22 protein-coding genes and 1 tRNA gene are annotated in these 22,697 nt (G+C 65.5%); 12 read left to right on the top strand and 11 right to left on the bottom strand.

Going from position 1 to position 22,697, the window contains the following annotated elements:
- The first annotated feature begins 224 nt into the window (after window positions 1-224).
- The 10 genes from AB4Z10_RS20545 (at window position 225) to AB4Z10_RS20590 (ending at window position 11,074) form a co-directional block, all read left to right on the top strand.
- Complete coding sequence (locus AB4Z10_RS20545; protein WP_441472409.1) at window positions 225-503, top strand: STAS domain-containing protein; 279 nt, start codon at window positions 225-227, stop codon at window positions 501-503.
- A 5-nt stretch (window positions 504-508) separates the two neighbouring features.
- On the top strand, window positions 509-874 hold the full coding sequence (locus AB4Z10_RS20550; RefSeq protein ID WP_441472242.1) for a response regulator: 366 nt from the start codon (window positions 509-511) through the stop codon (window positions 872-874).
- Window positions 871-2,925, top strand: coding sequence for a chemotaxis protein CheA (locus AB4Z10_RS20555; RefSeq protein WP_441472243.1), 2,055 nt, complete (start codon window positions 871-873; stop codon window positions 2,923-2,925). The genes AB4Z10_RS20550 and AB4Z10_RS20555 overlap by 4 nt, the downstream gene beginning before the upstream one ends.
- The gene (locus AB4Z10_RS20560; protein ID WP_441472244.1) at window positions 2,925-3,407 is read left to right on the top strand and encodes a chemotaxis protein CheW; all 483 of its coding nucleotides are present in this window, start codon (window positions 2,925-2,927) and stop codon (window positions 3,405-3,407) included. The genes AB4Z10_RS20555 and AB4Z10_RS20560 overlap by 1 nt, the downstream gene beginning before the upstream one ends.
- Before the next feature lie 53 nt (window positions 3,408-3,460).
- A complete protein-coding gene (locus AB4Z10_RS20565) occupies window positions 3,461-5,665 on the top strand; it encodes a HAMP domain-containing methyl-accepting chemotaxis protein (protein WP_441472245.1) in 2,205 nt (734 codons plus the stop codon).
- Window positions 5,666-5,750: 85 nt separating this feature from the next.
- A complete protein-coding gene (locus AB4Z10_RS20570) occupies window positions 5,751-6,230 on the top strand; it encodes a chemotaxis protein CheW (protein WP_441472246.1) in 480 nt (159 codons plus the stop codon).
- A 5-nt stretch (window positions 6,231-6,235) separates the two neighbouring features.
- The gene (locus AB4Z10_RS20575) at window positions 6,236-7,120 is read left to right on the top strand and encodes a CheR family methyltransferase (RefSeq protein WP_441472247.1); all 885 of its coding nucleotides are present in this window, start codon (window positions 6,236-6,238) and stop codon (window positions 7,118-7,120) included.
- Window positions 7,117-8,223: a protein-glutamate methylesterase/protein-glutamine glutaminase gene (locus tag AB4Z10_RS20580; RefSeq protein ID WP_441472248.1), complete on the top strand. Its 1,107-nt coding sequence runs from the start codon at window positions 7,117-7,119 to the stop codon at window positions 8,221-8,223. The genes AB4Z10_RS20575 and AB4Z10_RS20580 overlap by 4 nt, the downstream gene beginning before the upstream one ends.
- A 29-nt stretch (window positions 8,224-8,252) precedes the next feature.
- Entirely contained in the window at window positions 8,253-9,971 is a 1,719-nt protein-coding gene (locus AB4Z10_RS20585; RefSeq protein WP_441472249.1) for a coiled-coil domain-containing protein, read from the top strand.
- A 158-nt stretch (window positions 9,972-10,129) separates the two neighbouring features.
- On the top strand, window positions 10,130-11,074 hold the full coding sequence (locus tag AB4Z10_RS20590; protein WP_441472250.1) for a FadR/GntR family transcriptional regulator: 945 nt from the start codon (window positions 10,130-10,132) through the stop codon (window positions 11,072-11,074).
- Window positions 11,075-11,287: 213 nt separating this feature from the next.
- Here AB4Z10_RS20590 and AB4Z10_RS20595 read toward each other — a convergent pair.
- The 11 genes from AB4Z10_RS20595 to AB4Z10_RS20645 form a co-directional block, all read right to left on the bottom strand.
- Window positions 11,288-11,364: transfer RNA gene (locus tag AB4Z10_RS20595), tRNA-Arg, on the bottom strand.
- Window positions 11,365-11,781: 417 nt separating this feature from the next.
- Window positions 11,782-12,264 (bottom strand): hypothetical protein, encoded by a 483-nt coding sequence (locus AB4Z10_RS20600; RefSeq protein WP_441472251.1) that lies wholly within the window; start codon window positions 12,262-12,264, stop codon window positions 11,782-11,784.
- 56 nt (window positions 12,265-12,320) lie between these two features.
- On the bottom strand, window positions 12,321-12,650 hold the full coding sequence (locus AB4Z10_RS20605; protein ID WP_441472252.1) for a hypothetical protein: 330 nt from the start codon (window positions 12,648-12,650) through the stop codon (window positions 12,321-12,323).
- Between the two features lie 247 nt (window positions 12,651-12,897).
- Window positions 12,898-13,920, bottom strand: coding sequence for an MsnO8 family LLM class oxidoreductase (locus AB4Z10_RS20610; protein ID WP_441472253.1), 1,023 nt, complete (start codon window positions 13,918-13,920; stop codon window positions 12,898-12,900).
- 55 nt (window positions 13,921-13,975) lie between these two features.
- On the bottom strand, window positions 13,976-14,932 hold the full coding sequence (locus tag AB4Z10_RS20615; protein ID WP_441472254.1) for an ABC transporter substrate-binding protein: 957 nt from the start codon (window positions 14,930-14,932) through the stop codon (window positions 13,976-13,978).
- Window positions 14,929-15,705: an ABC transporter ATP-binding protein gene (locus AB4Z10_RS20620; RefSeq protein WP_441472255.1), complete on the bottom strand. Its 777-nt coding sequence runs from the start codon at window positions 15,703-15,705 to the stop codon at window positions 14,929-14,931. The genes AB4Z10_RS20615 and AB4Z10_RS20620 overlap by 4 nt, the downstream gene beginning before the upstream one ends.
- Complete coding sequence (locus tag AB4Z10_RS20625) at window positions 15,698-16,462, bottom strand: ABC transporter permease (protein WP_441472256.1); 765 nt, start codon at window positions 16,460-16,462, stop codon at window positions 15,698-15,700. The genes AB4Z10_RS20620 and AB4Z10_RS20625 overlap by 8 nt, the downstream gene beginning before the upstream one ends.
- Window positions 16,463-16,554: 92 nt before the next feature.
- Window positions 16,555-17,472 (bottom strand): serine hydrolase, encoded by a 918-nt coding sequence (locus AB4Z10_RS20630; protein WP_441472257.1) that lies wholly within the window; start codon window positions 17,470-17,472, stop codon window positions 16,555-16,557.
- A 35-nt stretch (window positions 17,473-17,507) separates the two neighbouring features.
- Window positions 17,508-18,320: an ABC transporter permease gene (locus tag AB4Z10_RS20635; protein ID WP_441472258.1), complete on the bottom strand. Its 813-nt coding sequence runs from the start codon at window positions 18,318-18,320 to the stop codon at window positions 17,508-17,510.
- Window positions 18,321-18,324: 4 nt separating this feature from the next.
- On the bottom strand, window positions 18,325-19,260 hold the full coding sequence (locus AB4Z10_RS20640; RefSeq protein ID WP_441472259.1) for an ABC transporter permease: 936 nt from the start codon (window positions 19,258-19,260) through the stop codon (window positions 18,325-18,327).
- 37 nt (window positions 19,261-19,297) lie between these two features.
- Window positions 19,298-20,824 (bottom strand): ABC transporter substrate-binding protein, encoded by a 1,527-nt coding sequence (locus tag AB4Z10_RS20645; RefSeq protein ID WP_441472260.1) that lies wholly within the window; start codon window positions 20,822-20,824, stop codon window positions 19,298-19,300.
- A gap of 114 nt (window positions 20,825-20,938) precedes the next feature.
- Here AB4Z10_RS20645 and AB4Z10_RS20650 point away from each other — a divergent pair, with 114 nt between their 5' ends.
- Window positions 20,939-21,817, top strand: coding sequence for a LysR family transcriptional regulator (locus tag AB4Z10_RS20650; protein WP_441472261.1), 879 nt, complete (start codon window positions 20,939-20,941; stop codon window positions 21,815-21,817).
- Window positions 21,814-22,689, top strand: a complete 876-nt coding sequence (locus tag AB4Z10_RS20655; protein ID WP_441472262.1) for a LysR family transcriptional regulator — start codon at window positions 21,814-21,816, stop codon at window positions 22,687-22,689. The genes AB4Z10_RS20650 and AB4Z10_RS20655 overlap by 4 nt, the downstream gene beginning before the upstream one ends.
- Window positions 22,690-22,697 lie beyond the last annotated feature (8 nt).

A 22,697-nucleotide genomic window follows, 5' to 3' on the forward strand; every position in this document is an offset into this window, starting at 1 on the left:
AACCGCCTGACAAACAGCGCAACATCTGATTCGCGATTAATATATTGATCAGAATTGAACGTAAAGCTGGGCTTGTTCAAACGTTTCAGCTCTAAACTATCTCAATTGTTGGCGTGTAATTCTGCTAGATAATGGCCGAATTCCACATTAGATCGCAGATGAGATCTCAGTGACCGGAAGGAACGTGCGCCCGAGCATAAAGGGTTCGATTCGTGCTGACGTTAATGCTTCCGCGGGATTGCTCGCTCCGAACGGTGCGGCAGCTGCTCGATGAGATCCGCTCTGCTGTCCAGTCGGAAGCGGAGGTCGAAATCGATTGTTCGGCCCTCGGCACGATCGATCTCGCCGGGCTTCAACTCCTGGTTTCCGCAGCCCGCACTGCACGTGCCGCGGGCGAGCGCATCAGTCTGCGGGGGCCGTCCGAAATCTTGAACGCCGCGCTGGCGCGCGCAGGGATCTCGCCCGCGCAGCTCGGTGACTGCAATCTCACCAACAAGGCTTGAGTGGCATGGCGTCAATTCTGACTGTCGACGATTCCCCGAGCGTGCGGCAGATGATCAAGCTCGTGCTGGCTCCCTCCGGCCATAGGGTCGTGGAGGCGGGCGATGGTTCCGAAGGCTTGGCCAAGGCGAAGGCGGAGCGCTTCGAACTCGTCATCACCGACCTGAACATGCCTGTGATGAACGGGCTGGAGATGATCCGCGGCTTGCGTGCGCTCCCGTCCTTCACGGGAGTGCCGATCGTCTTCCTCACAACCGAGTCCGATGACGGGGTCAAGCAACAGGCGAAGGCCGCGGGTGCGACGGGGTGGATCACCAAGCCCTTCAAGCCGGAGCAACTGCTTGCGGTCGTCGCCAAGCTGGTGCGGACATGATGGAGCTGGACCCGGCTGAAACATTCCGGCAGGAGGCCAGCGACTTGCTGGACAGTCTGGAAGCGGCGCTGCTCGATCTCGGCCAGACGCCGCAGGACAGCGATCTGATCGATGCGGCTTTCCGGGCGCTGCACACGATCAAGGGGTCGGGGGCGATGTTCGGCTTCGACCGGGTCGCCGCCTTCACCCATGATTTCGAAACCGCTTTCGATATGATCCGCAAGGGCAAGATCTCGGCGGAGCGTGACATCATTACCGTCTCCTTGGCCGCCAAGGACTATATTCGCGCGCTGATCGACGATCCCGACGCGACCGATCCGATCATTGGCGAGGCGATCGTCGAGGAACTCCAGGCCCTGATCGCCTCGAGCACGGCAGGAGACGTGGCATCCCCCGCCAGCGTTGCCGCCGACGAGACTCCTGCCGCGCCCGCCGCATATGGCACAGGCTGGCTGGTCGAAATCGCTTTCGAGCCGGACATCCTTCGCAATGGCACCAATCCGCTGGTGCTGCTTGACGATCTCCGTGCGCTCGGCTCATGCACGGTTACCGCGCATCTCGACGCACTGCCGGACCTCGGCGCGCTCGATCCCGAGACATGCATGATCGCATGGAAGGTCGAGCTCGAAAGCGGTTGCGCGCGTGAGGACATTGAGGATGTCTTCATGTTCGTCCGCGACGAGATGAAGCTTGGCATCGCGCCGCGGGGCATGGCCGCGGGCGCAGATGCGAAGCATCCTGCGACGATGGCGGGCGAGGGGGTGGTTGCCGCCACCACTGCCGCTGCCGCCATTGCGAAAGAGCCGCGACCCGTGCCGGTGGAGCGTGCCACGGGCGAGCGCAGCGAGGGCGTCCGCCGTGGCGAGGACAAGACCTCGACCGTCCGCGTTCAGGCCGAGCGTCTCGACGAGTTGATGGATCGCGTTGGCGAACTCGTCATTGCGCAGGCGCGGCTCAGCCAGCTCGCTCATTCCGGAACCGACCTCGCGATCAAATCGATCGCCGAGGAAATCGAGCGCTTGGCGTCGGGACTGCGCGATTCGACCATGGGGGTGCGCATGGTGCCGATGGGCTCGCTCTTCGGCCGCTTCCGCCGTCTCGTCCACGACCTCTCGCGCGATCTCGGCAAGCCCGTCGATTTCGTTACCGTCGGCGAGGATACCGAACTCGACAAGACCATGATCGAGCGTCTTGCCGACCCGTTGGTCCATCTCATCCGAAACGCGATCGACCACGGCATCGAAGCGCCCGAGACGCGCGCCGGCACCACCAAATCGGCGACGGGACGCATCGAACTCGCCGCGCGCTATGTCGGCGCTCAAGTGCTTGTCACCGTGCAGGATGACGGCGCCGGGCTCGACACGGCCCGTATCCGCGCCAAAGCCGAGGAGCAGGGGCTGATCGCGGCTGGAGCGCCCTTGAGCGAGCACGAGATCCATCAGTTCCTGTTCCACCCCGGCTTCTCCACCGCTCGGACGATCTCCGCGCTGTCAGGCCGCGGTGTCGGCATGGACGTGGTGAAGCGCACGATCGAAGCCATGCGCGGCACGATCGATCTTGCGACCGCGCCTGGCTATGGAAGCACGGTGACGCTGCGGCTGCCGCTGACGCTTGCCATCATCGAGGGGTTGCTGATCCGCGTCGGCGAGGCGCGCTACATCATTCCGCTCTCGGCGATCGAGGAATGCGTCGAACTGACCGCGGCCGAGGAGGCCCGGGCGCGCGGGCGCAACTTCCTGAACGTCCGCGGCGACCTCGTGCCCTTCCTGAGGCTGCGCGATCTCTTCGAGGCTGATGGCGAGGCCGACCCGCACCAGAAGGTCATCATCACCACGACGGGGGACACGCGCGCCGGCCTCGTCGTCGACCAGATCATCGGCAGCCATCAGACCGTGATCAAGTCGCTCTCCAAACTCCATTCCGATGTCACGATGTTCTCGGGCGCGACGATCCTTGGCGACGGTTCCGCTGCGCTCATTCTTGACGTCGCTCAACTCATTTCGCTCGGCCAGAGCCGCGCCGAAACCGAAAAGACTCCTGAGGCGGCATGATGCGGATTCAGACACAGGGTGGCGCCAGCCATGGCGCGCAGCCTGCCGGGGAGACGCGGCTTCAGGTCCTGATGATCGGCCTCGGCGGCGAGATCTTCGCGATCGAAGCCGAGGCGGTGCGCGAGATCATCGACCCGGTCCCTGCGACGCGGGTTGCTGGCGCGCGCGCCTTCTTGCCGGCGCTGATCAATGTGCGCGGCAATGTCATCCCCTTGGCAGATCTGCGTCTGCGCTTCGGGATGGGGCGGCAGGCCGACACGGCGGACACGCGCATCGTGGTCGTCGAGATCGAGATCGACGGTGATCCCGTCGCGCTCGGGATCATGGCTGACAAGGTCTACGAGGTGACGGAGATCTCGACTGCCCAGATCCAACAGACGCCACGCCTGGGCATGCACTGGCGGCCGGAGTTCATCCGTTTCATCACCAAGTGGAACGACGAATTTGTAATCGTTCCCGATCTCGAGAAGATTCTGAACTGAAGCGCTGTCAATCAAGCGCATGAAATCCTTACGTTGCTTATCGGGGACTGAGTATGAGATTGACGATCAAGACTAAACTGGCCGGTGCGTTCGGCATGGTCATCGCCTTGTCCGTGGTGGCAGGCGGGCTTTCCTATCAGAAGTTGTCCGACATGTCCGAGACGCAGGGCGTGCTGATCAACTGGACCAACCGGCTGGATCAGATAAGCGACGTTCGCAGCATGATGAACAGGTCGGTGCGTTCTGAAAAGAATGCCGTCATGGCGGCAACCGACAAGGAGGTAATCGCTCAAGCCACGAGTGCGGTTCAGAACCGCCTCGACGCCGTGAAGCTCAAGGAACAGATCCAGGCCCAGGCCAGCGAGGACGGCAAACGTCGCTGGGAGGCTCTGACGCCGAAGATCAATCGCTTCTTCGCGACGCAGGACGAGGTTATCCGCAACGCCAAGCTGAATTCGAACAACCGCGCCGCGGAACTCTGGGGCAGCGAGATGACGCCGCTCATCCAGGGCGTGACCGTCGCCTCGACGGCGGTCCTGAACGAGCTCACCAAGCCTTCCGCTTCGCCGGAAGCGCTGCGGCTGGCCCTTGATTTCCAGTCTGTGCGGCTGGAATGGCTGCGCTTGACGCGGTCGATCGGGCAGTTGTTCGGCGCGACGACCGTAGCCGAGGTCGAGAAGCTGCAGAAATCGGCCGAGGCGCAGGCCCGCGACGTCCGCGCCGCGCTCGCCAGGGCTGCCGCCCCCATCGCGGAGCAGGGGGTGTCGCCGGCAAACATGCTTGCTACCTTCGACAAGGGGATTGATGCGGCGCTCCGGATCGCAGCCGTTGCGGGCGAGGCGGGGAACATCAAGGCCAGCACGCTCTCGATGGGCGAGGGCGGCGAGGCCGTCACCGACATGATGGCGGGACTGGATGAGTATACCGACTTCATCAAGCAGTCCGCTGCCGCAGCCGCCAAGGAAGCAAGCGAACAGGCGGCCTTCGCGAAGACGCTCCTCATCGGCATCGTCCTGGGCTCGCTGTTGATCGCCATCGTCGCGGCCACCTGGATTGCCCTTTCGATCAGCCGCGGCCTGTCGAGCGCCGTCGGATTGGCCAACGCGGTTGCGATCGGCGACCTCGGACAGTCGATCTCCGTGAAGAGCAAGGACGAGATCGGCGATCTGGTCACCGCGCTGAACGCGATGACGGCGAATCTCAGCGACACCGCCGCTGTCGCCAATGCGATCTCCAATGGCGACCTGACTGTCGAGGCGAAGAGGATGTCGGAGAAGGACACCCTCGGCATCGCTCTCGAGAACATGGTCGAGAAGCTGCGTGATGTCGTCGGCCAGGTGACCAGCGCCGCCGAAAACATGTCGGCGGGCAGCCAGGAACTGTCGGCCAGCGCCGAACAGCTCTCGCAAGGCTCGACCGAGCAGGCCTCCTCGACGGAGGAAGCCTCCTCGTCGATGGAGGAGATGGCGGCCAATGTGAAGCAGAACGCCGAGAACGCCAGCCAGACGGAGAAGATGGCCACGCAGTCGGCGAAGGATGCCGAGGCGAGCGGTGTCGCGGTGGGCAAGGCGGTCGATGCGATGCAGACGATCGCCGCCAAGATCAACATCGTCCAGGAGATCGCCCGCCAGACCGATCTGCTGGCGCTGAACGCGGCGGTCGAGGCGGCCCGTGCCGGCGAGCATGGCAAGGGCTTCGCGGTTGTCGCCTCGGAAGTGCGCAAGCTCGCCGAGCGCAGCCAGGCGGCTGCAGCGGAGATCGGGACTTTGTCGGCCGATACGGTCAAGGTCGCGCAGGAGGCCGGCTCGATGCTGGCCAGACTGGTGCCCGACATCAAGAAGACCGCCGAGCTTGTCGAGGAGATCACCTCCGCCAGCCGCGAGCAGGATGTCGGCGCCGCCCAGATCAATCAGGCGATCCAGCAGCTCGACAAGGTGACGCAGCAGAACGCGACCGCCTCCGAACAGGTCTCCGCAACCTCCGAGGAACTCTCGGCTCAGGCCGAGACGCTGCAGGCCACGATTGCCTTCTTCCGGCTCGGCGAAGGCGGCACGCACAGGGATAGCCCGCGCCCGGTTGGGGTCGACAGGGCCGTCACCATGCTGCGCGGCAAGGCCACGGCCATGGCGAGCGCGCTCCAGCCGAAGCGGGCGCCTGCCTCCAGCACACGCCCGGCCAAGAAGGTCGTCAATGGCGGCTTCGCCTTTGACATGGATGACGGCGAGGACCAGCACGACGCCGCTTTCCACCGCGCCTGAGCGCATGCCGGCTCCGCCCACGCGGCGGGGCCGGCCTCTCCGCGCCTCAATCCGCCTGGCTCCCCAGCCGCATCGCGAGTCTCCCATGGCCGACACCGCACAATACCTGACCCTTGGCATCGATCATGAGCTCTTCGGCATCGATATCCGCAATGTCCGCGAGATCCTCGACATGCGGCCGATCTCGAAGCTGCCGCATGCGCCGGCCTTCCTGCTCGGCATGATCGACGTCCGCGGTGCCGGCTATCCGATTGTCGATCTGCGGACCAAGCTCGGGCTGCCGCGCATCGAGCCGACCGATGCGACGCGCATCATCATTCTCGATGTGCCGGTCAAGGGTCGCACCCGGGGCGTCGGCTTCGTCGCCGATCGCGTCTTCGAGGTCACCGGCCTCGATGCCGACCAGACCGAGGCGGCCCCCGATGTCGGCGGCCGCTGGCAATCGAACTACATCGCCGGGATCGGCCGCAAGGGCGAAGCCTTCATCGTCATCTTCGATCTCGAGCGCCTGATGGAAGCCGATGGTCTCCCTCTGGCCGATCTCGCTGCCGGCAAGGCAGCTTGACGCCGATGAGGCCAACCATGTCGGACACCTCGGATTATCTGGCTGACAAGCATTTTTCGGCCATCGCCGCGATCATCGAGAGTCGCGTTGGCATCAAGTTGCCGCCGACCAAACGCACCATGGTCGAGGGACGGCTGCGAAAGCGCGCCCGTGCGCTTGGCCTGGCAGGGGTGTCCGGCTATGGCGCCCATCTGTTCGAACGGGGCGGCCTCGACGACGAGCTTGTCCACCTGATCGATTGCGTGACCACCAACAAGACCGATTTCTTTCGCGAGCCGAGCCATTTCGAGTTTCTGCGCAATGTCGCCGTGCCGCAGTTGCTGCGGCGGCATGACTCGCTCCCGGCCGGCCTGAAGGTCTGGAGCGCCGCCTGCTCGACGGGGGCGGAAGCCTACACGGTCGCCATGGTGCTGCAGGATTTGGTGAATGCCGCCAAGCCGATCCGCTTCTCGATCCTGGGCACGGACATCTCGACGGAGGTCCTGCGCGAGGCGAGAGCGGCCATCTATCCGCGCGCCTTCGTTGCGCCGGTACCGTCGGCCATGCAGCAGCGCTACCTCATGCGATCGAAGGATCCGCGGCAGGATGTCGTCAGGGTCACGCCGGAACTGCGCCGAAAGGTCCATTTCGAGCGGCTGAACCTGATGGACGAAAGCTATCCGTTCGACCGGGACGTGGACGTCATCTTCTGCCGCAACGTGCTGATCTATTTCGACGGGCCGACTCAGAAGGCCGTCATCGAACGCCTAGTGTCGCATCTGCGACCCGGTGGATACCTGATGCTCGGCCATTCGGAATCGATGGCGGGCAGCGGTATCGCCGGACTGCAGCAGGTCGTTCCGACCGTCTATCAGGCCGCTCCCGCCGCTCTCAGGAGGGCAGCAGAATGACCCGTCAACCGATCCGCGTACTCATCGTCGACGACTCCGCCTCGGTGCGCCAGGTGCTCAGCTCGATCCTGAATGCCGATCCGGGCATCGAGGTCATGGGAACGGCAGCCGATGCCTTTGCCGCGGTGCGCCGCCTGCAGAACGAATTGCCCGACGTCATGATCCTCGACATCGAGATGCCGGGGATGGACGGGCTCACCTTCCTGCGCAAGATCATGGCGCAGCGGCCCATTCCGGTGATTATCTGCTCGACCTTGACCGAGGCGGGTTCGCGGGCGCTGTTCGATGCGCTCGAGGCCGGGGCGGTCGACGTGTTGCCGAAGCCGCGCATCGACACGCGCAACGCTCTGATCGAGACGGCGGATCGGCTGAGGCACTCCGTCAGGGCGGCTGCTCAGGCGCGGCTGGGCCCGAGGGCGGTGCGTGCGCCGGTCGAAAAGAAGCTGACCGCGGATGTCATCATGCCGCCACCGGTCCCCGTCCGCGTCCGCAGCGAGACGGATCGTATCGTCTGCATCGGCATTTCGACCGGTGGGACCGAGACCCTTCGGGAGGTACTAGCGGCCCTGCCGGTCACATGTCCCGGCATTGCGGTGGTGCAGCACATGCCTGAGAAGTTCACGGCCGCCTTTGCCCGGCGGCTGAACGGCATTTGTGCGGTCGAGGTCAAAGAAGCGGAGGACGGCGACGAGCTTCAGGCCGGCCGCGTTCTGATTGCGCCGGGAAATCGTCACATGCTCCTGCAGCGCTCCGGTACGCAGTATCGCGTTGCGATCAAGGACGGCCCGCATGTCTCGCGCCACCGCCCGTCCGTGGACGTGCTGTTCCGCTCGGCTGCCCAATATGCCGGCGCCAACGCACTCGGCCTGATCATGACTGGCATGGGCGATGACGGTGCTCGCGGGCTGCTCGAAATGCGCAAGGCAGGCGCACACACGCTGGCGCAGGACGAGGAGAGTTGCGTCGTCTTCGGCATGCCTAAGGAGGCGATCGAGCTTGGTGCCGCCCAGCGCGTGATCAGCCTTGCGCGCGTGCCACAGGAAATCATGGCCTGGCCGCATCTCGGACGCGGCAGGGCAGGCGAGATCGCCCAAACCGCCTGAGGGCTGAGTTGCATTGCGTCGGGGGCAGAATGTTTCGGGATAACGAAGGACTATCGAGGCTGATCCTGTCGCTCGATGCGAATGCGCGCGCGATTGATGTGACCTTCGCCACGGCCGGGCAGCAGCTTGGCGACGGCCTGGAACTGTTTCAGGCGCTGAATGAGCGGCTTGGAGCCTTGTCGCGCGAACTGGCAGGCACCGAGATCGAACAGGCCCGCACGGCGCTGCATCGTCTCGCCGGCGAATTGCGTGTGCTGAACCACGCCCTTGCCTCCGAAACCTGCGCGCTTCAGGACCTGTCGATCCACAGCCACATCGCCTCTCAGGCTCTCGAACGGCTGCTTGAGCAGATGCGCCTCATCACCATCCTCGCACGCGGCGCACGGATCGAGGCAATATCCATTCCGATGGTTGGGAGTGATTTCGGCGACTTTGCCGGCGAGATCGGCACGCTAACCGCAGAGGCCCAGCGCACGATCACACGCTGCGCGCGCGATCAGGCGCGGCTCTGTAGCCTCCTCGATTCCGCGCTGAAGGCACAGCGAGAATTCGAAGGGCGGTACGGAAAGTCGCTGGCGGCGCTGGCAGGCAAGCTCGACCAGACGCTGGCGGAGGTCGCCGAGCGTCAGCGCCGTAGCGTCGCGCTGACCGCCGAGGCGGCCGCGATCTCGGGCCGGATCACATTGGCCACCGGCGGCGCCATTATCGCTCTCCAGGCCGGCGACAGCATACGCCAGAGGCTTGAACATGCCATTTCCGGGCTGCGTCTGGGCGAGGTGCCTGGGGCCGCTGCCGATCTGGACGGCGCGGCGCGCGTCGCCTGCGGCGATATACTGTTGCGGCTGCAATCGGCGCAGCTCGAAGCCGCAGCCGGTGCTCTCGGTCCCGATGTTGAAGAGATCAACAGCGCGCTCGTTCTGCTTGAGCGCGAGACCACGCAACTGATCGATCTCGTCAGGTCGCTGTATCGCGGTGGCGGCACCGCTTCGTTCCTGGTCGAACTGGAGGCCGATCTGGCAGAGGCTTCTGAACTCCTCAGCCGTTGCGACATCGCCCGCGCGGGCGTCGATCGCGTCACCAAAGCTGTAGCGAGCGTTCTCGATGATTGCCAGGGCACGGTCGAGGCGCTTGCTGCGACCGCCACGAACATCGTCCTGATCGGGATGAATGCGGGACTGCGCGCGGCGCGGATCGGCACCGGCGGGCGCAGTCTCGTGGTAATCGCCCAGGAGCTGAAATTCGCGGCCGACCAGGTGGCCATCGATTCGCGGAAGCTGACTCCAGCATTCACGCAGATGCAGGCCGCCTCGTCGGTGCTGAAGCGCGAAGGGAGGCTGGACGCTACCTATTTCGCCGCCTGCGACGAGATGATGCGCAACTCGCTCGCCATCATGCGCCACAGCGGCGATCGGCTCGGTGCGAGCCTGGACGAGTTGCTGCGGCAGGGCGAGAGGTTCGGCGCCGTGATCGAGCAGGCCGGGCTATCCTTTTCAAGCACCGGAGCTATGCGCGATCTCATCACGGGGGCGGCTCGTGAGCTGTTGCGCGCGGCCGGAGCGGAACTCCCTGAGACACATCTGCTCGCGCAGGCGGGGGATTTCATCGCGCGAGTGACCTGGCCGAGCTACACCATGGCGGCGGAACGCCAGATCCACAATGCTGTGCTCGAACGATGCGGATTGGCGCAGGAGGCGCGTACGCCGGTTGCCGTCGCGGCGGAAGCCGAGGTCGATGAGTTCCTGTTCTAGATGGACGAAATCCTGGGGGGACCGTCACGACCTGCCCGATCGCGTTGACCGGGGCCATCAGGGTTCCGCGCTTGGCCACCGTCCTCTACAGGCCTGGCGATGCCCAGAAGCCCGTTCTCGCCGATAGGATTCGCGCCATCGAGAGGAAGCGAGGAAGAATGTGCGCACTCGAGGCGGTCGGCCAGATGCTGTTCGGCCCGCCGCCGCCCGGAGCCTGCAAATATCCGCTGTTGCTCGGTCGGGGGAGGTCCATTCCCGCACCCGGCTCGCGCTTTATGGTCGGGCTCAGGCATCGCCGCGTCTTCGCCTGGCGGGGGTCAGTTGTATGCCGCTGGGCGATCGGGACAGTCACGCCGCCTGCCGGAGGCACTGGAAAACTGCGGGAGCGCCCCATGTCTTCAAGCCCAGTTTCTCTAGGCGCTGCTGCAGCCTCGCGCCGCACGGCATCGAAGATCTACGACCATATTTTCGACCGTATTGCCGCTGGCGATTACACAAAGGGCGAAAAACTGCCGACCGAAACCGAGCTGTCCGAGCTCTTCAAGGTTTCCCGGACGGTTGTTCGGGAGGCGCTCGGCCGCTTGCGCGATGATGGCCTGATTCAGTCTCGTCAAGGGGCCGGCAGCTTCATCCTGGTCAGCGCGGATCAGGCCATCCGCCGCTTTGCTCCCGTGATGAGCATCGGCGATATCCAGCGGTGTTACGAATTCCGCATGTTCGTCGAGGAGGCAGCTTGCGGACTTGCTGCGTTGCGACGAACGGAGGCCGATCTGAGCGATCTGCTCGCGCATCTGCGCGCCACGGAAAATATCAGCGACGTCGCGCAGGGCGTCGATACAGACCTCGATTTTCATCTGGCGATTGCGGCAGCCTCCCATAACCGCTTCTTCGTGGACACGCTGATTTCGATGCGTAGCCACATGACGGTCGGGATGGAGCTGACGCGCAAGCTATCGCTGACCCGCCCCCGCGATGCCTTGCAGCTCATGTATGCCGAGCATCAGGTCATCTATGACGCGATTGCCGCCAGCGATGTAAGTGCGGCTTCAGCGGCCATGCGTTGTCACCTCGAAGCTGCGCGGAAACGGGTTTTCGAAGGCTGAGCCGACGTCGCTGGAGGTACGACCGGAACTGCGGGAATCGTTGCCAGCTTCCAGCGACGCGAAGCAGGTTTTGAGCTGTGGGAGACGGCTTTTGAGGAGTGGGTCAACCGCCGGCCGGTAGGCGTGACCCCCATGGCTAATCGCGAGGCGTCCCGGGCGGGAGCTTCAGGCACCCGCAAAAGGTTCGTGGCTTTATTCCGAATGGTAGAAATATGGCGCGCCCGACACGATTCGAACGTGTGACCTTTGCCTTCGGAGGGCAACGCTCTATCCAGCTGAGCTACGGGCGCAAACCGTGAAGGCTGGATAGCCGATCCCCGCGGCTTCGGCAATGCGGGATTTTGCGAAGGAGCAAATGCCCGAACAGGCAAAGGTCACACGTTCGAATCGTGTCGGGCGCGCCGCGAGTGCGTGGCGGGTCCTAGAGAGTGGCTCGGTCGAACTCGGCCGCAATGTCTTGGCGCTCGGCCGGCCGGCAGCCAGCTTCGCCGAGCGACTGATGGTCCCGGTCAGCAGCGACTTGCTGCTGCGTGGGAGGCGCAGGTCTCATTGGAAACGTTGACCACGATCGGCATCGACCACTTCGCGCTGCTCGCAATCAGCGCTACGCACGTTCGTCTACGCCCTCGAACGACGGTGCACTGTGACGCTTCTGCCCGACAAGTAACCTGTGACCTCAGAGACAAGGCTGCTGCCCCATCCGTCGGTTAACGACCTGGCGACGGGTCTCCACCGGGGCAGTGCTCCACGAGATCGGCGAGCGCGCGCCGGCTCCCCGTGAGATCGAAAGTAGCGGAAACGGTGTTTCCATTCGAGGCCGGAGCGGAAATGACCAGCCGCGCCGTAGCGAGGACCAGCTTCACCAGCGGCGCCGGAGACGGCACGTGGATCGCATGATCGTCGCCGACCACGCCATCTAGGGCACTCGGCGTCCGGGCATTGGGCTGCAGTGACAGAGCCGCGCTGCGCCGTGCAGCACCGAAAAGCCTCTCATCGTTCAGTGGGACAAGCGCTACGGATAGATTGGCGTCGATGCAGCGAATCGCTAGGCCGAAGGGCGAGCCCTTGCCGGAAACGATGGCGGCAACGTCCTTGCGGCCATCCTCCTTGTCGTGGGTTACCACGGCCCAGGGGCCGATTGTCTTGACACCGCTCGCCTGAGCAAAGGTGGAAAGCTGGATCAGCGCCACCCAGATCCCCAAAACCCCTGCGATACAGCGCAAGATCGGCCTGACACCCGCCCGCCTCATCGCGACGCTGCCCCCGTTGGTTTGCTGATCGGCATCAGCATCTGGCGCCATTCCGGCGGAGCAGGTTGACCTATCTCGGCTGGGAAGGTGGGCAGCAGCGAAAAGGCGAGCGGCTGGTCGAGCCTGTCGCTCTGGAGCACGAGCGTGTCAGATCTGAAAAGCCGGGCCGAATGACGCGGAACGACCGCCCCGGCCGCGACGACTACGCCGCGCACCGCCAGCACGAAGCAGGAATCGAACGGATTCCACATGCTGCCCGCCGGGGCGCCGGTTCCGCCTTCGCGATTCGATTGCTCGAGGTGGCCGCCCTGCCAGGTGATGGTCAAAGGCTGATCCAGCCGCAGAGGCGCTTCCACGGGCACGACCGTTGAAGGTGGTGGCCATGGCATTCCTTTCGGCAGTGGACAGCTGGTCAGCAGGCCAGGCCCGCTGGGGCGGGCGACCCATAGCTCCCAGGTCTGCGGCGGTTCGGCTGCGGCGAGGCTCGTCGCGAGGCACAAGGCCAAGAGCGCTCCCATCGACCGCAAGCACTTCGACATCCGATCCCCCGAAGCGATGTTACGGACGACTTGCCTATGACTGCAAGCGGCTCGGCGCAAAAGCGCGAGCCAGAAGCTCGTAGTTTCGCAAGCGCAGCCGCGGATCGGCCAAGAAGTCCTGGATCATGAATTCATCGATGCCCGTCTCGGCAGCCATGCGCGAAAGCGTCGCCTTCACGCGCTCTGGCGTGCCGACGACATAGGCGGGCCAGTCCGCGGTCTCGGCGGGGACCATTCCGCCCATGACGGCGATCGCTTCATCGAGATCGGGCAGATGCGACACCATGATCCGTTCCGGCGACCGCCGGAGCTTGAACACCGCACGCACCGGCATGGCGAGCCGCTCTGCCTCTTCCTCGGTCTCGCCGACGATGACGCGCACTGCGATGAAGGCTTGCGGCGCGCTCATGCCTGCGGCGTAGCGCGAAGGGGTGAAGCGCTCGGCATAGGCCGCGGCTGCGTGCGGGGCCTGTTCGGGCTTGTGGAAGGCGCTGCAGGCGAGGCCGAGGCCCAGCGTCGCCGCGCGCCGGGCGCTTTCCTCGCTGACCGCCAGGATCCAGGGCAGCGGGCCGGCAGGCTCGTCCGGCATGATCCTTATGCCGTGGAACGGCGAGCTGGCCGGCAGGTCGTTGCCGAGCCAGCCGATCAATTCCTCGACCTGAGCGGCATGGTCGTCAGGAAGCGCGACATCGCGCAGACGCTGCAGTGCCCGGTCGGCGACAGGTCCCGCCGTGGCGCGGCCGATGCCGACATCGATGCGGCCGGGAAACAGCGCGTTCAGGGTGCGCATCGCCTCGGCGATCTTGTAGGGGCTGTAATGGTTCAGCAGCACGCCGCCGACCCCGATCCTGATCCGCGACGTCGCGCCGGCCAGTGCCGCGGCGAAGACCTCCGGCGCGGGATTGGCCTCGAAGGCGACGTCGTGATGCTCGACGATCCAGTAGCGCGTGAAGCCGAGCTTCTCAGCGGCCTGCGCCATGCCGACAGCCGTCCGCAGGGCATCGCCGGAGGAGCCGCCTTTCGGCAGGACGAGGGGATCGAGAATCGAAAGACGCATGATGTCGAACCGGCAGGCGACGGCACCGGCCTGAGCCGGCCGGTGCCGCGCGGATTTATTTCAGAGTGAAGGCAGAGGGGGCGACGAGGCTCGCCTTGATATCAATCGCCTTGGCCTTGGGCAGCATGCCCGCCTGGACCATGAAGTCCTGATCGTCCGACAGATTGGCGATGTCGGCCTCGGTCACCGCAGGCTTGAAGTCGTAGAGCGGCATTTGCGCCCGAGCATCCTCGATCGAGATCTTCTGCTCCTTGGCTGCGCTCGCCAGCGCTTCCTCGGGATTCTTAGCCATGAAATCGAGTGCCTTGCGATGTGCGTCGAAATAGGCCGCCAGCAGATCGGGATGCTGCTCGGCGAAGGCGGTGCGGGCGCCGATCACTGTCGTCGGCTTGATCAGCCCCTCGCCGCTCGTCAGCGCCTTGCCGCCCGCCCGTTCAACCAGCGTGACGTTGGCGCCGGCGAGCGTCGCGACATCGACTTGGCCGGCGAGGAGGGCGGCACGAGCGGCCGGCAGATCCATGTTGATGTATTCGACGTCGTTCAGCGTCAGTTTTTGCGAGGCGAGCGCCGCGACGAGGAGCTGGTTCAGCACCGTGCCTTTCGGCCCCGCGATCTTCTTGCCCCTGAGGTCCGCGAGCTTGGCGGGGCCATCCGCGCGGGTCATCAGGAAATAAGCCTTGGGGGAGCGTGCGTAGGCCGCGACCACCTTCAGGTCGACCCCGTTGGCGCGGGCCAGGATCGCCGATGTGCCGCCGAGCACGCTGGCGATGTCGATCTCACCGGCTGCGAGGGCCTGGGTCTGCTGAGCGCCCGAGGTGATCTCGGGATTTTCGACCTTGATGCCGAACTTGGCGAAGGCCTCGTCGAGATAGCCTTTCTCGCGCATCACGATGGAAGGCACGTTGAAGGGCGCGGTCACATAGGTCACGCGGACCGTCTTCGGCTTGTCCGCGGCCGAGGCGGGGCCGAGCAGCAGCGTGAGCGCGAGGCCCAGGGAAGCGAGGCGTTTCACGAAGATGGCTCCTTGTCGATGGCGGGGGAAGCCACTCTGGAATCGTGGTCCCGCGCCGGTGCGGTCAGATTGGCGAGGATGCGCCGGCGGTGATCGTTGACCGCTGCTGCCGTCGGGTCACGCGGGAAAGGCAGGTCGATCGGCTCGTGGCCGACGACACGGCCGCCCTCGAGTTCGAGCACGCGCTGGCCGAGCAGCACCGCCTCCTCGACGTCATGGGTGACGAAAACGATGGTCGGATGCTTCTTCTGCCAGATCGCGATCAGCTCATTCTGCATGGCGCGACGGGTGAAGGCGTCGAGCGCCGCAAAGGGCTCGTCGAGCAGCAGCAGGTCCGGCTCGGTGACGAGCGCCCGCGCGATGGCGACGCGCTGGGCCATGCCGCCGGAAAGCTGGCTCGGCATGGCGTCGGTGAAGGCCGAAAGGCCAACGGTTTCGAGAGCCGCCCGGCTGCGCTCCTCGGCGATCCCGGCCGGAACCCGCCTGCGCAGGCCGAAGGCGACGTTCCCGAGCGTGTCGAGCCACGGCATCAGCCGGGCTTCCTGGAAGACGACGCCGGTCTGCGACGGGCCGCCATCCATGCGCCGGAGCTCGCCCCTGCTCGGCTGTTCGAGGCCGGCGAGAATGCGCAGCAGGGTCGTCTTGCCGCAGCCGCTGCGCCCGACCACGGTCGTGATCGAGCCGCGCGGAAAGGCAAGGCTGACATCGGCGAGAGCGGCAACCTCGACGTCGCCGAGGCGATAGCTCTTGCCGAGGTGATGCGCCTCAAGCACGCGCCATCTCCAGATCGCCGGCGAGCCAGGGCGCCTTGCGGCGGATGACGGAGCGGAGCAACTGATCGCTCGCCAGGCCGAGCACGCCGATCACGAGGATGCCGGCCAGCACGATATCGGTGCGGGCGAGATTTTCCGCGTCGACGATCATGTAGCCGAGGCCCGCCGAGGAGGCGATGAGCTCGGCGCCGACAAGGGCGCGCCAGCTATAGCCGAGCCCGATGCGCAGTCCGACGACGATCGCGGGCAGCGCAGAAGGCAGGACGATCCGCAGCAGGTTCTCGGCGGGGGTGAAGCCGTAGACCGTGCCGACATCGATCAGCTTCCGGTCGACGGCCGCAATGCCGCCGCGCACCCCGAGGAAGATCGGGAAGAAGCAGGACAGCACGATGATCCCGATCTTCTGCGCCTCGCCGATGCCGAGCCACAGGATCAGCAGCGGCATCATCGCCAGCGGCGGAATCTGGCGCAGGAATTCCAGAAGCGGCTCGATTGTGCGACGCAACGTTCTGCTCAGGCTGAACAGCAGGGCGAAGGGCACGGCCGCCGCAATCGCCAGCGCGTAGCCGACGGCGACGCGCTGCACGCTGATCAGCGTGTGCTTGGCGAGGACGCCGGAACCGGCCAGCTCGATCAACGTCTCGCAGACGGTGCCCGGCGCCGGCAGCAAGAAGGAGTTGATCCAGCCGGACGCGCTCCCGACGTGCCAGATCGCCAGCGTAATGAAGAATACTGCCAATGTCTGAAGGCGTGGCATCCGGCGCGGCCGCAATTGCAAGGTGCTGCGCGCTGTAATCTACTTGAGGATAATAGCAAGTGTTCGATGTAAAAGTAGAATTATTCTAAATATTAGCCTTCATTGAGCCCGCTGGCCGCGATCTCGCCGAGCGAAGGCAGGAAGCCATCATCCTCTGCGATCGCTTCCCCCTGCGTGAAAACGGTCAGGATGAACTCCTGTCCACCGGGCAGGATTGCGCGCAGGGCGTCATGGCGCCGGAAATCGGCGCGCTCGTCGCCGAGCCAGCGCGTGCGCCCGGCCTTCGACCAGATCTGCGTGCCATCCGGCATGCCGCCGGCGAGATATCCCGAGACCTGATAGGCCCCGCGCTTCGCGAAGGGGCTCGTGAGGTCGCGCGCGAGCAATGGTCCGACCGTTCGACGCGTTGTTTCGCTCAGCGCCGAGCCATGGAAGGTCTCGTGCATCAGCCGGGCCATGGCGATGGGCGTGAGGGCATTGTGTCCGCCCGGCGAACGGTCGAGGCCGATCTTCTCGCGGCCATAGCGCAGATCGTCCATCAGCTTCTGGTTGAGGTTGATGCCGGCGAGCTCCGGCCACTCCAGCCGCGCGAAGAAGCGGTTGACCGCTTCGCGCCGCTCGCCCCAGGCGGCCATCTCGGCGGCGGAGAGCAGCGTGTCGCCGGTCGTTCCCGAAAGCAGATCGATGACGTAGTTCGTCGCGCTGTTCGAGGACCAGAGGATCATGTCGCGCATGGCGCGCTCCAGTTCCTCATGCTCGGTGAGCTGCCCCGCTTCCAGCGCGGCCTGCGCCGCGACGAGGAAGAAGACCTTGACCAGCGAGCAGGGGTAGCTGCGCCAATCCGGGCGCAGCGCTGCGCCGCGCGGCCGGCCGCCCGGGCCTGCGGGTTGCAGCAGCACGAAGCCGAACTGCTCCTCCGGCACGCTCCGTTCGCGGAATGCGGCCGCGGCCTTTGCGGTCAACAGCGCGCCGATGCGCTGCAGGTTTTCATCCTCGTCGAAAAAGCTCATGGCGCACCTGTCGGAGGCGGGTCGGAAAGGGGGGATCAGCCCTTGGGCCGAAGCGCGGTGTCGAGGCCTTCGCCGATCAGGGCGAAGGTGACGCCGGTGTAGATGATCGCGAGGCCGGGAAAGGTCGCGATCCACCAGGCGTCGAACAGGAACTGCCGGCCGTCCGAGATCATCAGCCCCCATTCCGGCGTCGGCGGCTGGATGCCAAGACCGAGGAAGCTGAGGGAGGTCACGGCAAGGATCGTCAGCACCACGTCCGCCATGGCGTAGACGATCGCGGGGTTGACCGCGTTCGGCAGGATATGGGCGGTGATGATCCGCGGCGTCGTGCAGCCGAGGCTGCGCGCGGCCTGCACGAATTCGAGATTGCGCAGCACCAGCACTTCGCCGCGCACGATGCGGGCGAAGGAGATCCAGTTCACCAGGAGGAAGGCAAGGTAGAGATTGGTCTCGCCCGGCCCCAGCACGCCGACGATGGCGATGACGAGGACGTAGAAGGGAAAGGCCCAGAAGATGTCGGTGACGCGCATGATGAAGGTGTCGACGCGCCCGCCGACGAAGCCGGAGATCGCGCCGACCACCGCGCCGAGGAGGGCCGGCGCGACGACGCAGATCAACGCGACCTTCAGGTCGACATAGCCGCCGGCGAGCACGCGCGAGGCGACGTCGCGGCCGAGATCGTCCGTCCCGAACCAGTTGGCCAGGGATGGTGGCTGCAGCGTGTTGCCGTAATCGACCCCGAAGGGATCCTGCGGCGTCCAGATCTGGCCGAGCGCGACGAAGGCGGCGAGCAGGACCAGCATGGCGAGCCCGATGGCGAGGCTCGGATTGGAGCGGAGGCGGTCCATCGGCTCACTCCAGCCTGATGCGCGGATCGGCGAGCGCATAGGCGAGATCGGTCGCCAGATTGATCAGCACGACGAGGACGGCGAAGACGATGGTGAGCCCCTGGATCAGCGGATAGTCGCGGGCGAAGATCGACTCGACGAACAATGAACCCAGACCCGGCAAGGCGAAGACGGTCTCGATCACCACCGTGCCGCCGATCACCCAGCTGGTATGGGCGCCCAGCACCGAGATCGAGCTGATCAGGGCATTGGGCAGCACATGAATGCCCATCAGCCGGCCGGTGCCCGCGCCCTTGGCCCGCGCCGTGGTGACATAGTCTGAGCCGAGCACTGCCAGAATGGCGCTGCGCAGGCTGCGGATCGTCAGCGAGGCTGTAGCGAGCGCGATGACCAGCGCCGGCAGCGTGGTGTGGTGCAGCCGGGAGAGGAAATCCTCGCCATAGCCCGAGGTCGGAAACAGCGGCAGCCAGATCGCGAAGAGGATGACGAAGATCAGCCCGAGCCAGAAGGACGGCATCGCGATGACGATCGTGAAGGCGAGCTTGATCGCGATATCGACCGGCCCGCCGCGCCGCAGCGCCGACCAGAGCGCCAGCGGCACGGTCATCGCGATGGCGAGCGTCGTCGAGTAGGCGACGAGCCATAATGTCGCCGGCAGCCGCTCCAACACGAGCTGCATCACCGGCCGGGCATGCACCACCGAGCGGCCGAGGCTGCCCGAGCCGATATCGGCGAGGAAGAGCAGATACTGCCGCCACAGCGGCAGATCGAGGCCGAGTCGCTGCTTCATCAGCGCGATTTCCTCCGGCCCACCGCGGGCGCCGAGAAGCAATGTCGCGGGGTCGCCCGGAAGCGCACGCAGCAGGAGGAAACAGGCCAGCGTGATGCCGAACAGGACCGGCACCAGCTGCGCGAGACGCTTGATGATGTAGATCAGCATGGCGGGGCGGGACGAGGGGCGCCAAGGCGCCCCTGCATCACTTCAGCTTGACGTCCTCGAGGCGGAAATTCGAGGTCGGGAGCACCTCGAAGCCTTCGACATTGCTGCGATAGGCGTAGGAGGTTCCGGGATAGAACAGGAAGACCGACGGTGCGCCCTCATGGGCGAGCTTGACGATCTCCTGGAACATCTTGCCGCGCTCCGGCCCGTCCGCGGTCACGCGCTCCTTCTCGTAGAGTTCGTTCAGGCGCTCGTTCTTCCACTCGGTGTGATAGGCATTGGCACGCTCCGGATTGACGAGCAGGAAGCCGACGAGCTGGTCCGGATCGATCGTGTCGCTGGTCGCATAGGCGACGGCCATCTCGTAGTCGCCGGCCTTCGTGGTGGTCCAGTGCGTGCCGCCCTCGACGAGGCGGATATCGGCGGTGACGCCGATCTGCTTCAGCGCCGCCTGCAGGGCCTGGCCGAGCTGGCGATGCAGCGGCTTGCTGGAATCGACGAGCAGCGAGGTCTTGAAGCCGTCCTTGTAGCCGGCTTCCGCCAGCAGCGCCTTGGCCTTGGCGACGTCATGCGCATAGGGCTTCAGGCCCGGATCGGCATAGGCCATCGGCGGCATCGGCGAGTTCGAGACCTTGCCCGTGCCGTAGAGGAGCGCCTTGAGCAGCCCCTCCTTGTCGATGGCGTAGTTCAGCGCCTGCCGGACGCGAATGTCGTCGAACGGCTTCTTCCTGGTGTTCATCAGCACGAAATCGGTGCGGAAGACGTTTGCCACCGCTGTCTTGATCTTGCTGTCGCGCCCGAGGCCCTGGAGCTGGTTCAGCGGAATGTCGATCGCGGCGTCGACTTCGCCGGCCTGCAGCTTCAGCACGCGGCTGTTGCCTTCCGGGATGACCATCAGCTCGGCACCGTCGAGGTCGGGCTTGCCGGCCTGCCAGTAGTTCGCATTCTTTTTCAGCGACAGGCCCTGGCCCTTGTTCCAGGCCGCGACCGTGAAGGGGCCGCTGCCGACCGGCTTCTCGAAGAACTTGTCGCCGGCGGCCTCGAAGGCCTTCTGCGGCAGGATCGCCGAGGAAAACAGGGCGAGGTTGTTGAGGAGCGGCGTGAACACCTTCTTGAGCTTGAGCACGACGGTGCGGTCATCCGGCGTCTCGATCGTCTCGATGCCGGAGAAGAAGCGCTTCCAGCTCGAAGCGTCGCTGCCGGCGCGCTTCAGGGAGAAGGCGACGTCGGCGGCCGTGACCGGCGTGCCATCCGAGAACTTCGCCTCACGCAGCTTGAAGCTGTAGGTCATGCCGTCGTCGCTGACCTTCCAGCTCTCGGCGAGGCCGGGCTCGAGCTTCGTGGCGTCCTTGCTCGGCCGCAGCAGCGTGTCGAAGATGAGCAGCTGCGCGTAGATCGAGGCGTTGTCGCTGGTCGCGATCGGATCGAGCGAGACGAGGTCCTGTGTCTGCGCGAGCCGCAGCGTCCCCTTGGCCAAAGCGGTGGAAGGCGCCGTTACCAGAGCGGGGGCGCCGAGTGCGAGCGCGAGCGCGCCAGCCGAGAGCAACGAGCGAAGCTTGGTCATACCGATCCCCTGATTCATTGGCCGCATTGCGGCGGCGGCTTGCATCCTTCCATAACGACAACTAGTCCTTCCAATGAAACCTTCGGCAAGATCATCAACCATCTGGAATACGCTATGAAGCTGGGCTCGCTGCTGGCGGTCGACACCTTCGTGAGGCTCGGCGGAACGGGCGAGGCGGCGCAGGGCCTCGGCATCAGCCAGTCCGCCGTCATCAAGACCTTGCGGCAGGCGGAGGACGAATTCGGGCTCAGCCTCGCCACGACCATCCAGGGCCGGCTGGTGCCGACGCCGGAAGCGCAGTCTCTGGTCAGGCAAGCCCAACCGCTCTTCAACGTGCTGCGCCGCGCGCGGCACGAAGCGGACATGATCCGCGTCGGCATGGCCGACAGGCTGAGGGTGGCGACCGTGCCGGGACTGGCGCACAGCATCCTGCCGCCGGCGATCACCTCGACGCGGCGCAAGCTCGGCGAGGCCGCCGCCGTGGAGATCATGTTCGACCATGTGCGCGAGCATCTCGGCGCCGGCGAGGCCGATCTCGGCATCTCCTACGGCCCGATGGCGACCGAGGATATCGAGGACGTCGCCTTGGGACGCAGCCCGCTCGTCTGCGTGCTGTCGCGGACGCATCCGCATGCCGGGCGTGCGGCGCTGTCGCGGGACGATATCGAGGGCGAGCGCCTGATCAGCTACGGTCCCGACGGCGTGAGCGCCTCCGACAGCTTCCAGGACGCGCTGGTCGGCGCAGGATTGGCCGATCGCGTCGCGATCACCGTCCGCCATACCGACACCGCCTGCCATCTCGCCCGCGAGGGCGTCGGCATCGCGCTGGTCGACGGCTTCGTCATCAGCAGCAATCTGGTCGAAGGCCTCGCCGCCTTGCCGCTGGAGCAGAGCCCGTTGGTCACGGCCTATGCCCATCACCGGCGCGGATCTCTCCTCGATCGCGCCGCCCGGCTGCTCCTCGCGCAGCTTCAGGAGCGCCCGGCGCCATGAGACCGTTCACGCCAGCCCACGCCGCCGTGCTCCGTGCGGTGCACCGCTTCGGCACCACGGTCGAGGCCGCGCGCCAGCTGAATCTGACGCAATCCGCCATCAGCAAGATCATCGCGCGCAGCGAGGCGAGCCTCGGCGTCGAGGTCTTCGAGCGCCGCGAAGGCCGGCTGAGCCTGCGGCCCGCAGCCAGCGCCCTCATGACGGCACTCGACACGGTCGATCAGGAATGGCGTGCCTTGCGGGATGCTGCGGGGCGATTGCGCGCCGGCCGGGAAATGCCGCTGCGCATCGCCTCCACGCCGAGCATCGGTCATGGCATCATCGCCCGCGCCCTGCGCCGCCTGACCGACGAATACCCGCAGGCGCGCGTCGAGCTGATCATGGGCGATGCGCCGACCGAGCTCTCGCAGGGAACGGCCGACATCGGCCTGATGTTTTCCCCTCGCGTCACCGACGATATCGCGCTGACGCCGCTCGTCGGCGGCTCGATCATCGCACTGGTGCGCGAGGACGATCCCCTCGCCGGGCAAGGCAGCGTCCGCCTGCACGAACTCAAGACGCGGAGGATGATCTGCTTCGATCGCGAGAAGTCGCCGCTCGGCTGGCTGATCGCTCAAGCCTATGAGCGGGAAGGGCTCGACTATGCGCCGTTCATAACGGTTCCCTACAGCATCTCGGCGGCGCATCTGTTGGCCGAACCAGGCGATGTCACGCTGATCGACAGCCTGCTGACGCAGGCGCAACGCTTCGATGGGCTGGCGCAGCTTTCGCTCCAGCCTGAGATCCCCACCACGATTTGCCTGATGACGGTGCGCAGCAGACCACTTTCGCGGCTGGCCGCCCGCTTCGTGGAAATCATCCGGCAAGGGTGATCATCTCG

Origin of the sequence: Allobosea sp. RAF48 (assembly GCF_052114025.1) — a bacterium.
Lineage (GTDB): Bacteria > Pseudomonadota > Alphaproteobacteria > Rhizobiales > Beijerinckiaceae > Allobosea.

Bases quoted from the DNA above. Each gene is read 5' to 3' on its own strand.
- AB4Z10_RS20545 (WP_441472409.1), top strand. From the start codon at position 225: ATGCTTCCGCGGGATTGCTCGCTCCGAACGGTGCGGCAGCTGCTCGAT.
- AB4Z10_RS20550 (WP_441472242.1), top strand. From the start codon at position 509: ATGGCGTCAATTCTGACTGTCGACGATTCCCCGAGCGTGCGGCAGATG.
- AB4Z10_RS20555 (WP_441472243.1), top strand. From the start codon at position 871: ATGATGGAGCTGGACCCGGCTGAAACATTCCGGCAGGAGGCCAGCGAC.
- AB4Z10_RS20560 (WP_441472244.1), top strand. From the start codon at position 2,925: ATGCGGATTCAGACACAGGGTGGCGCCAGCCATGGCGCGCAGCCTGCC.
- AB4Z10_RS20565 (WP_441472245.1), top strand. From the start codon at position 3,461: ATGAGATTGACGATCAAGACTAAACTGGCCGGTGCGTTCGGCATGGTC.
- AB4Z10_RS20570 (WP_441472246.1), top strand. From the start codon at position 5,751: ATGGCCGACACCGCACAATACCTGACCCTTGGCATCGATCATGAGCTC.
- AB4Z10_RS20575 (WP_441472247.1), top strand. From the start codon at position 6,236: ATGAGGCCAACCATGTCGGACACCTCGGATTATCTGGCTGACAAGCAT.
- AB4Z10_RS20580 (WP_441472248.1), top strand. From the start codon at position 7,117: ATGACCCGTCAACCGATCCGCGTACTCATCGTCGACGACTCCGCCTCG.
- AB4Z10_RS20585 (WP_441472249.1), top strand. From the start codon at position 8,253: ATGTTTCGGGATAACGAAGGACTATCGAGGCTGATCCTGTCGCTCGAT.
- AB4Z10_RS20590 (WP_441472250.1), top strand. From the start codon at position 10,130: ATGTGCGCACTCGAGGCGGTCGGCCAGATGCTGTTCGGCCCGCCGCCG.
- AB4Z10_RS20610 (WP_441472253.1), bottom strand. From the start codon at position 13,920: ATGCGTCTTTCGATTCTCGATCCCCTCGTCCTGCCGAAAGGCGGCTCC.
- AB4Z10_RS20625 (WP_441472256.1), bottom strand. From the start codon at position 16,462: ATGCCACGCCTTCAGACATTGGCAGTATTCTTCATTACGCTGGCGATC.
- AB4Z10_RS20630 (WP_441472257.1), bottom strand. From the start codon at position 17,472: ATGAGCTTTTTCGACGAGGATGAAAACCTGCAGCGCATCGGCGCGCTG.
- AB4Z10_RS20635 (WP_441472258.1), bottom strand. From the start codon at position 18,320: ATGGACCGCCTCCGCTCCAATCCGAGCCTCGCCATCGGGCTCGCCATG.
- AB4Z10_RS20640 (WP_441472259.1), bottom strand. From the start codon at position 19,260: ATGCTGATCTACATCATCAAGCGTCTCGCGCAGCTGGTGCCGGTCCTG.
- AB4Z10_RS20645 (WP_441472260.1), bottom strand. From the start codon at position 20,824: ATGACCAAGCTTCGCTCGTTGCTCTCGGCTGGCGCGCTCGCGCTCGCA.
- AB4Z10_RS20650 (WP_441472261.1), top strand. From the start codon at position 20,939: ATGAAGCTGGGCTCGCTGCTGGCGGTCGACACCTTCGTGAGGCTCGGC.
- AB4Z10_RS20655 (WP_441472262.1), top strand. From the start codon at position 21,814: ATGAGACCGTTCACGCCAGCCCACGCCGCCGTGCTCCGTGCGGTGCAC.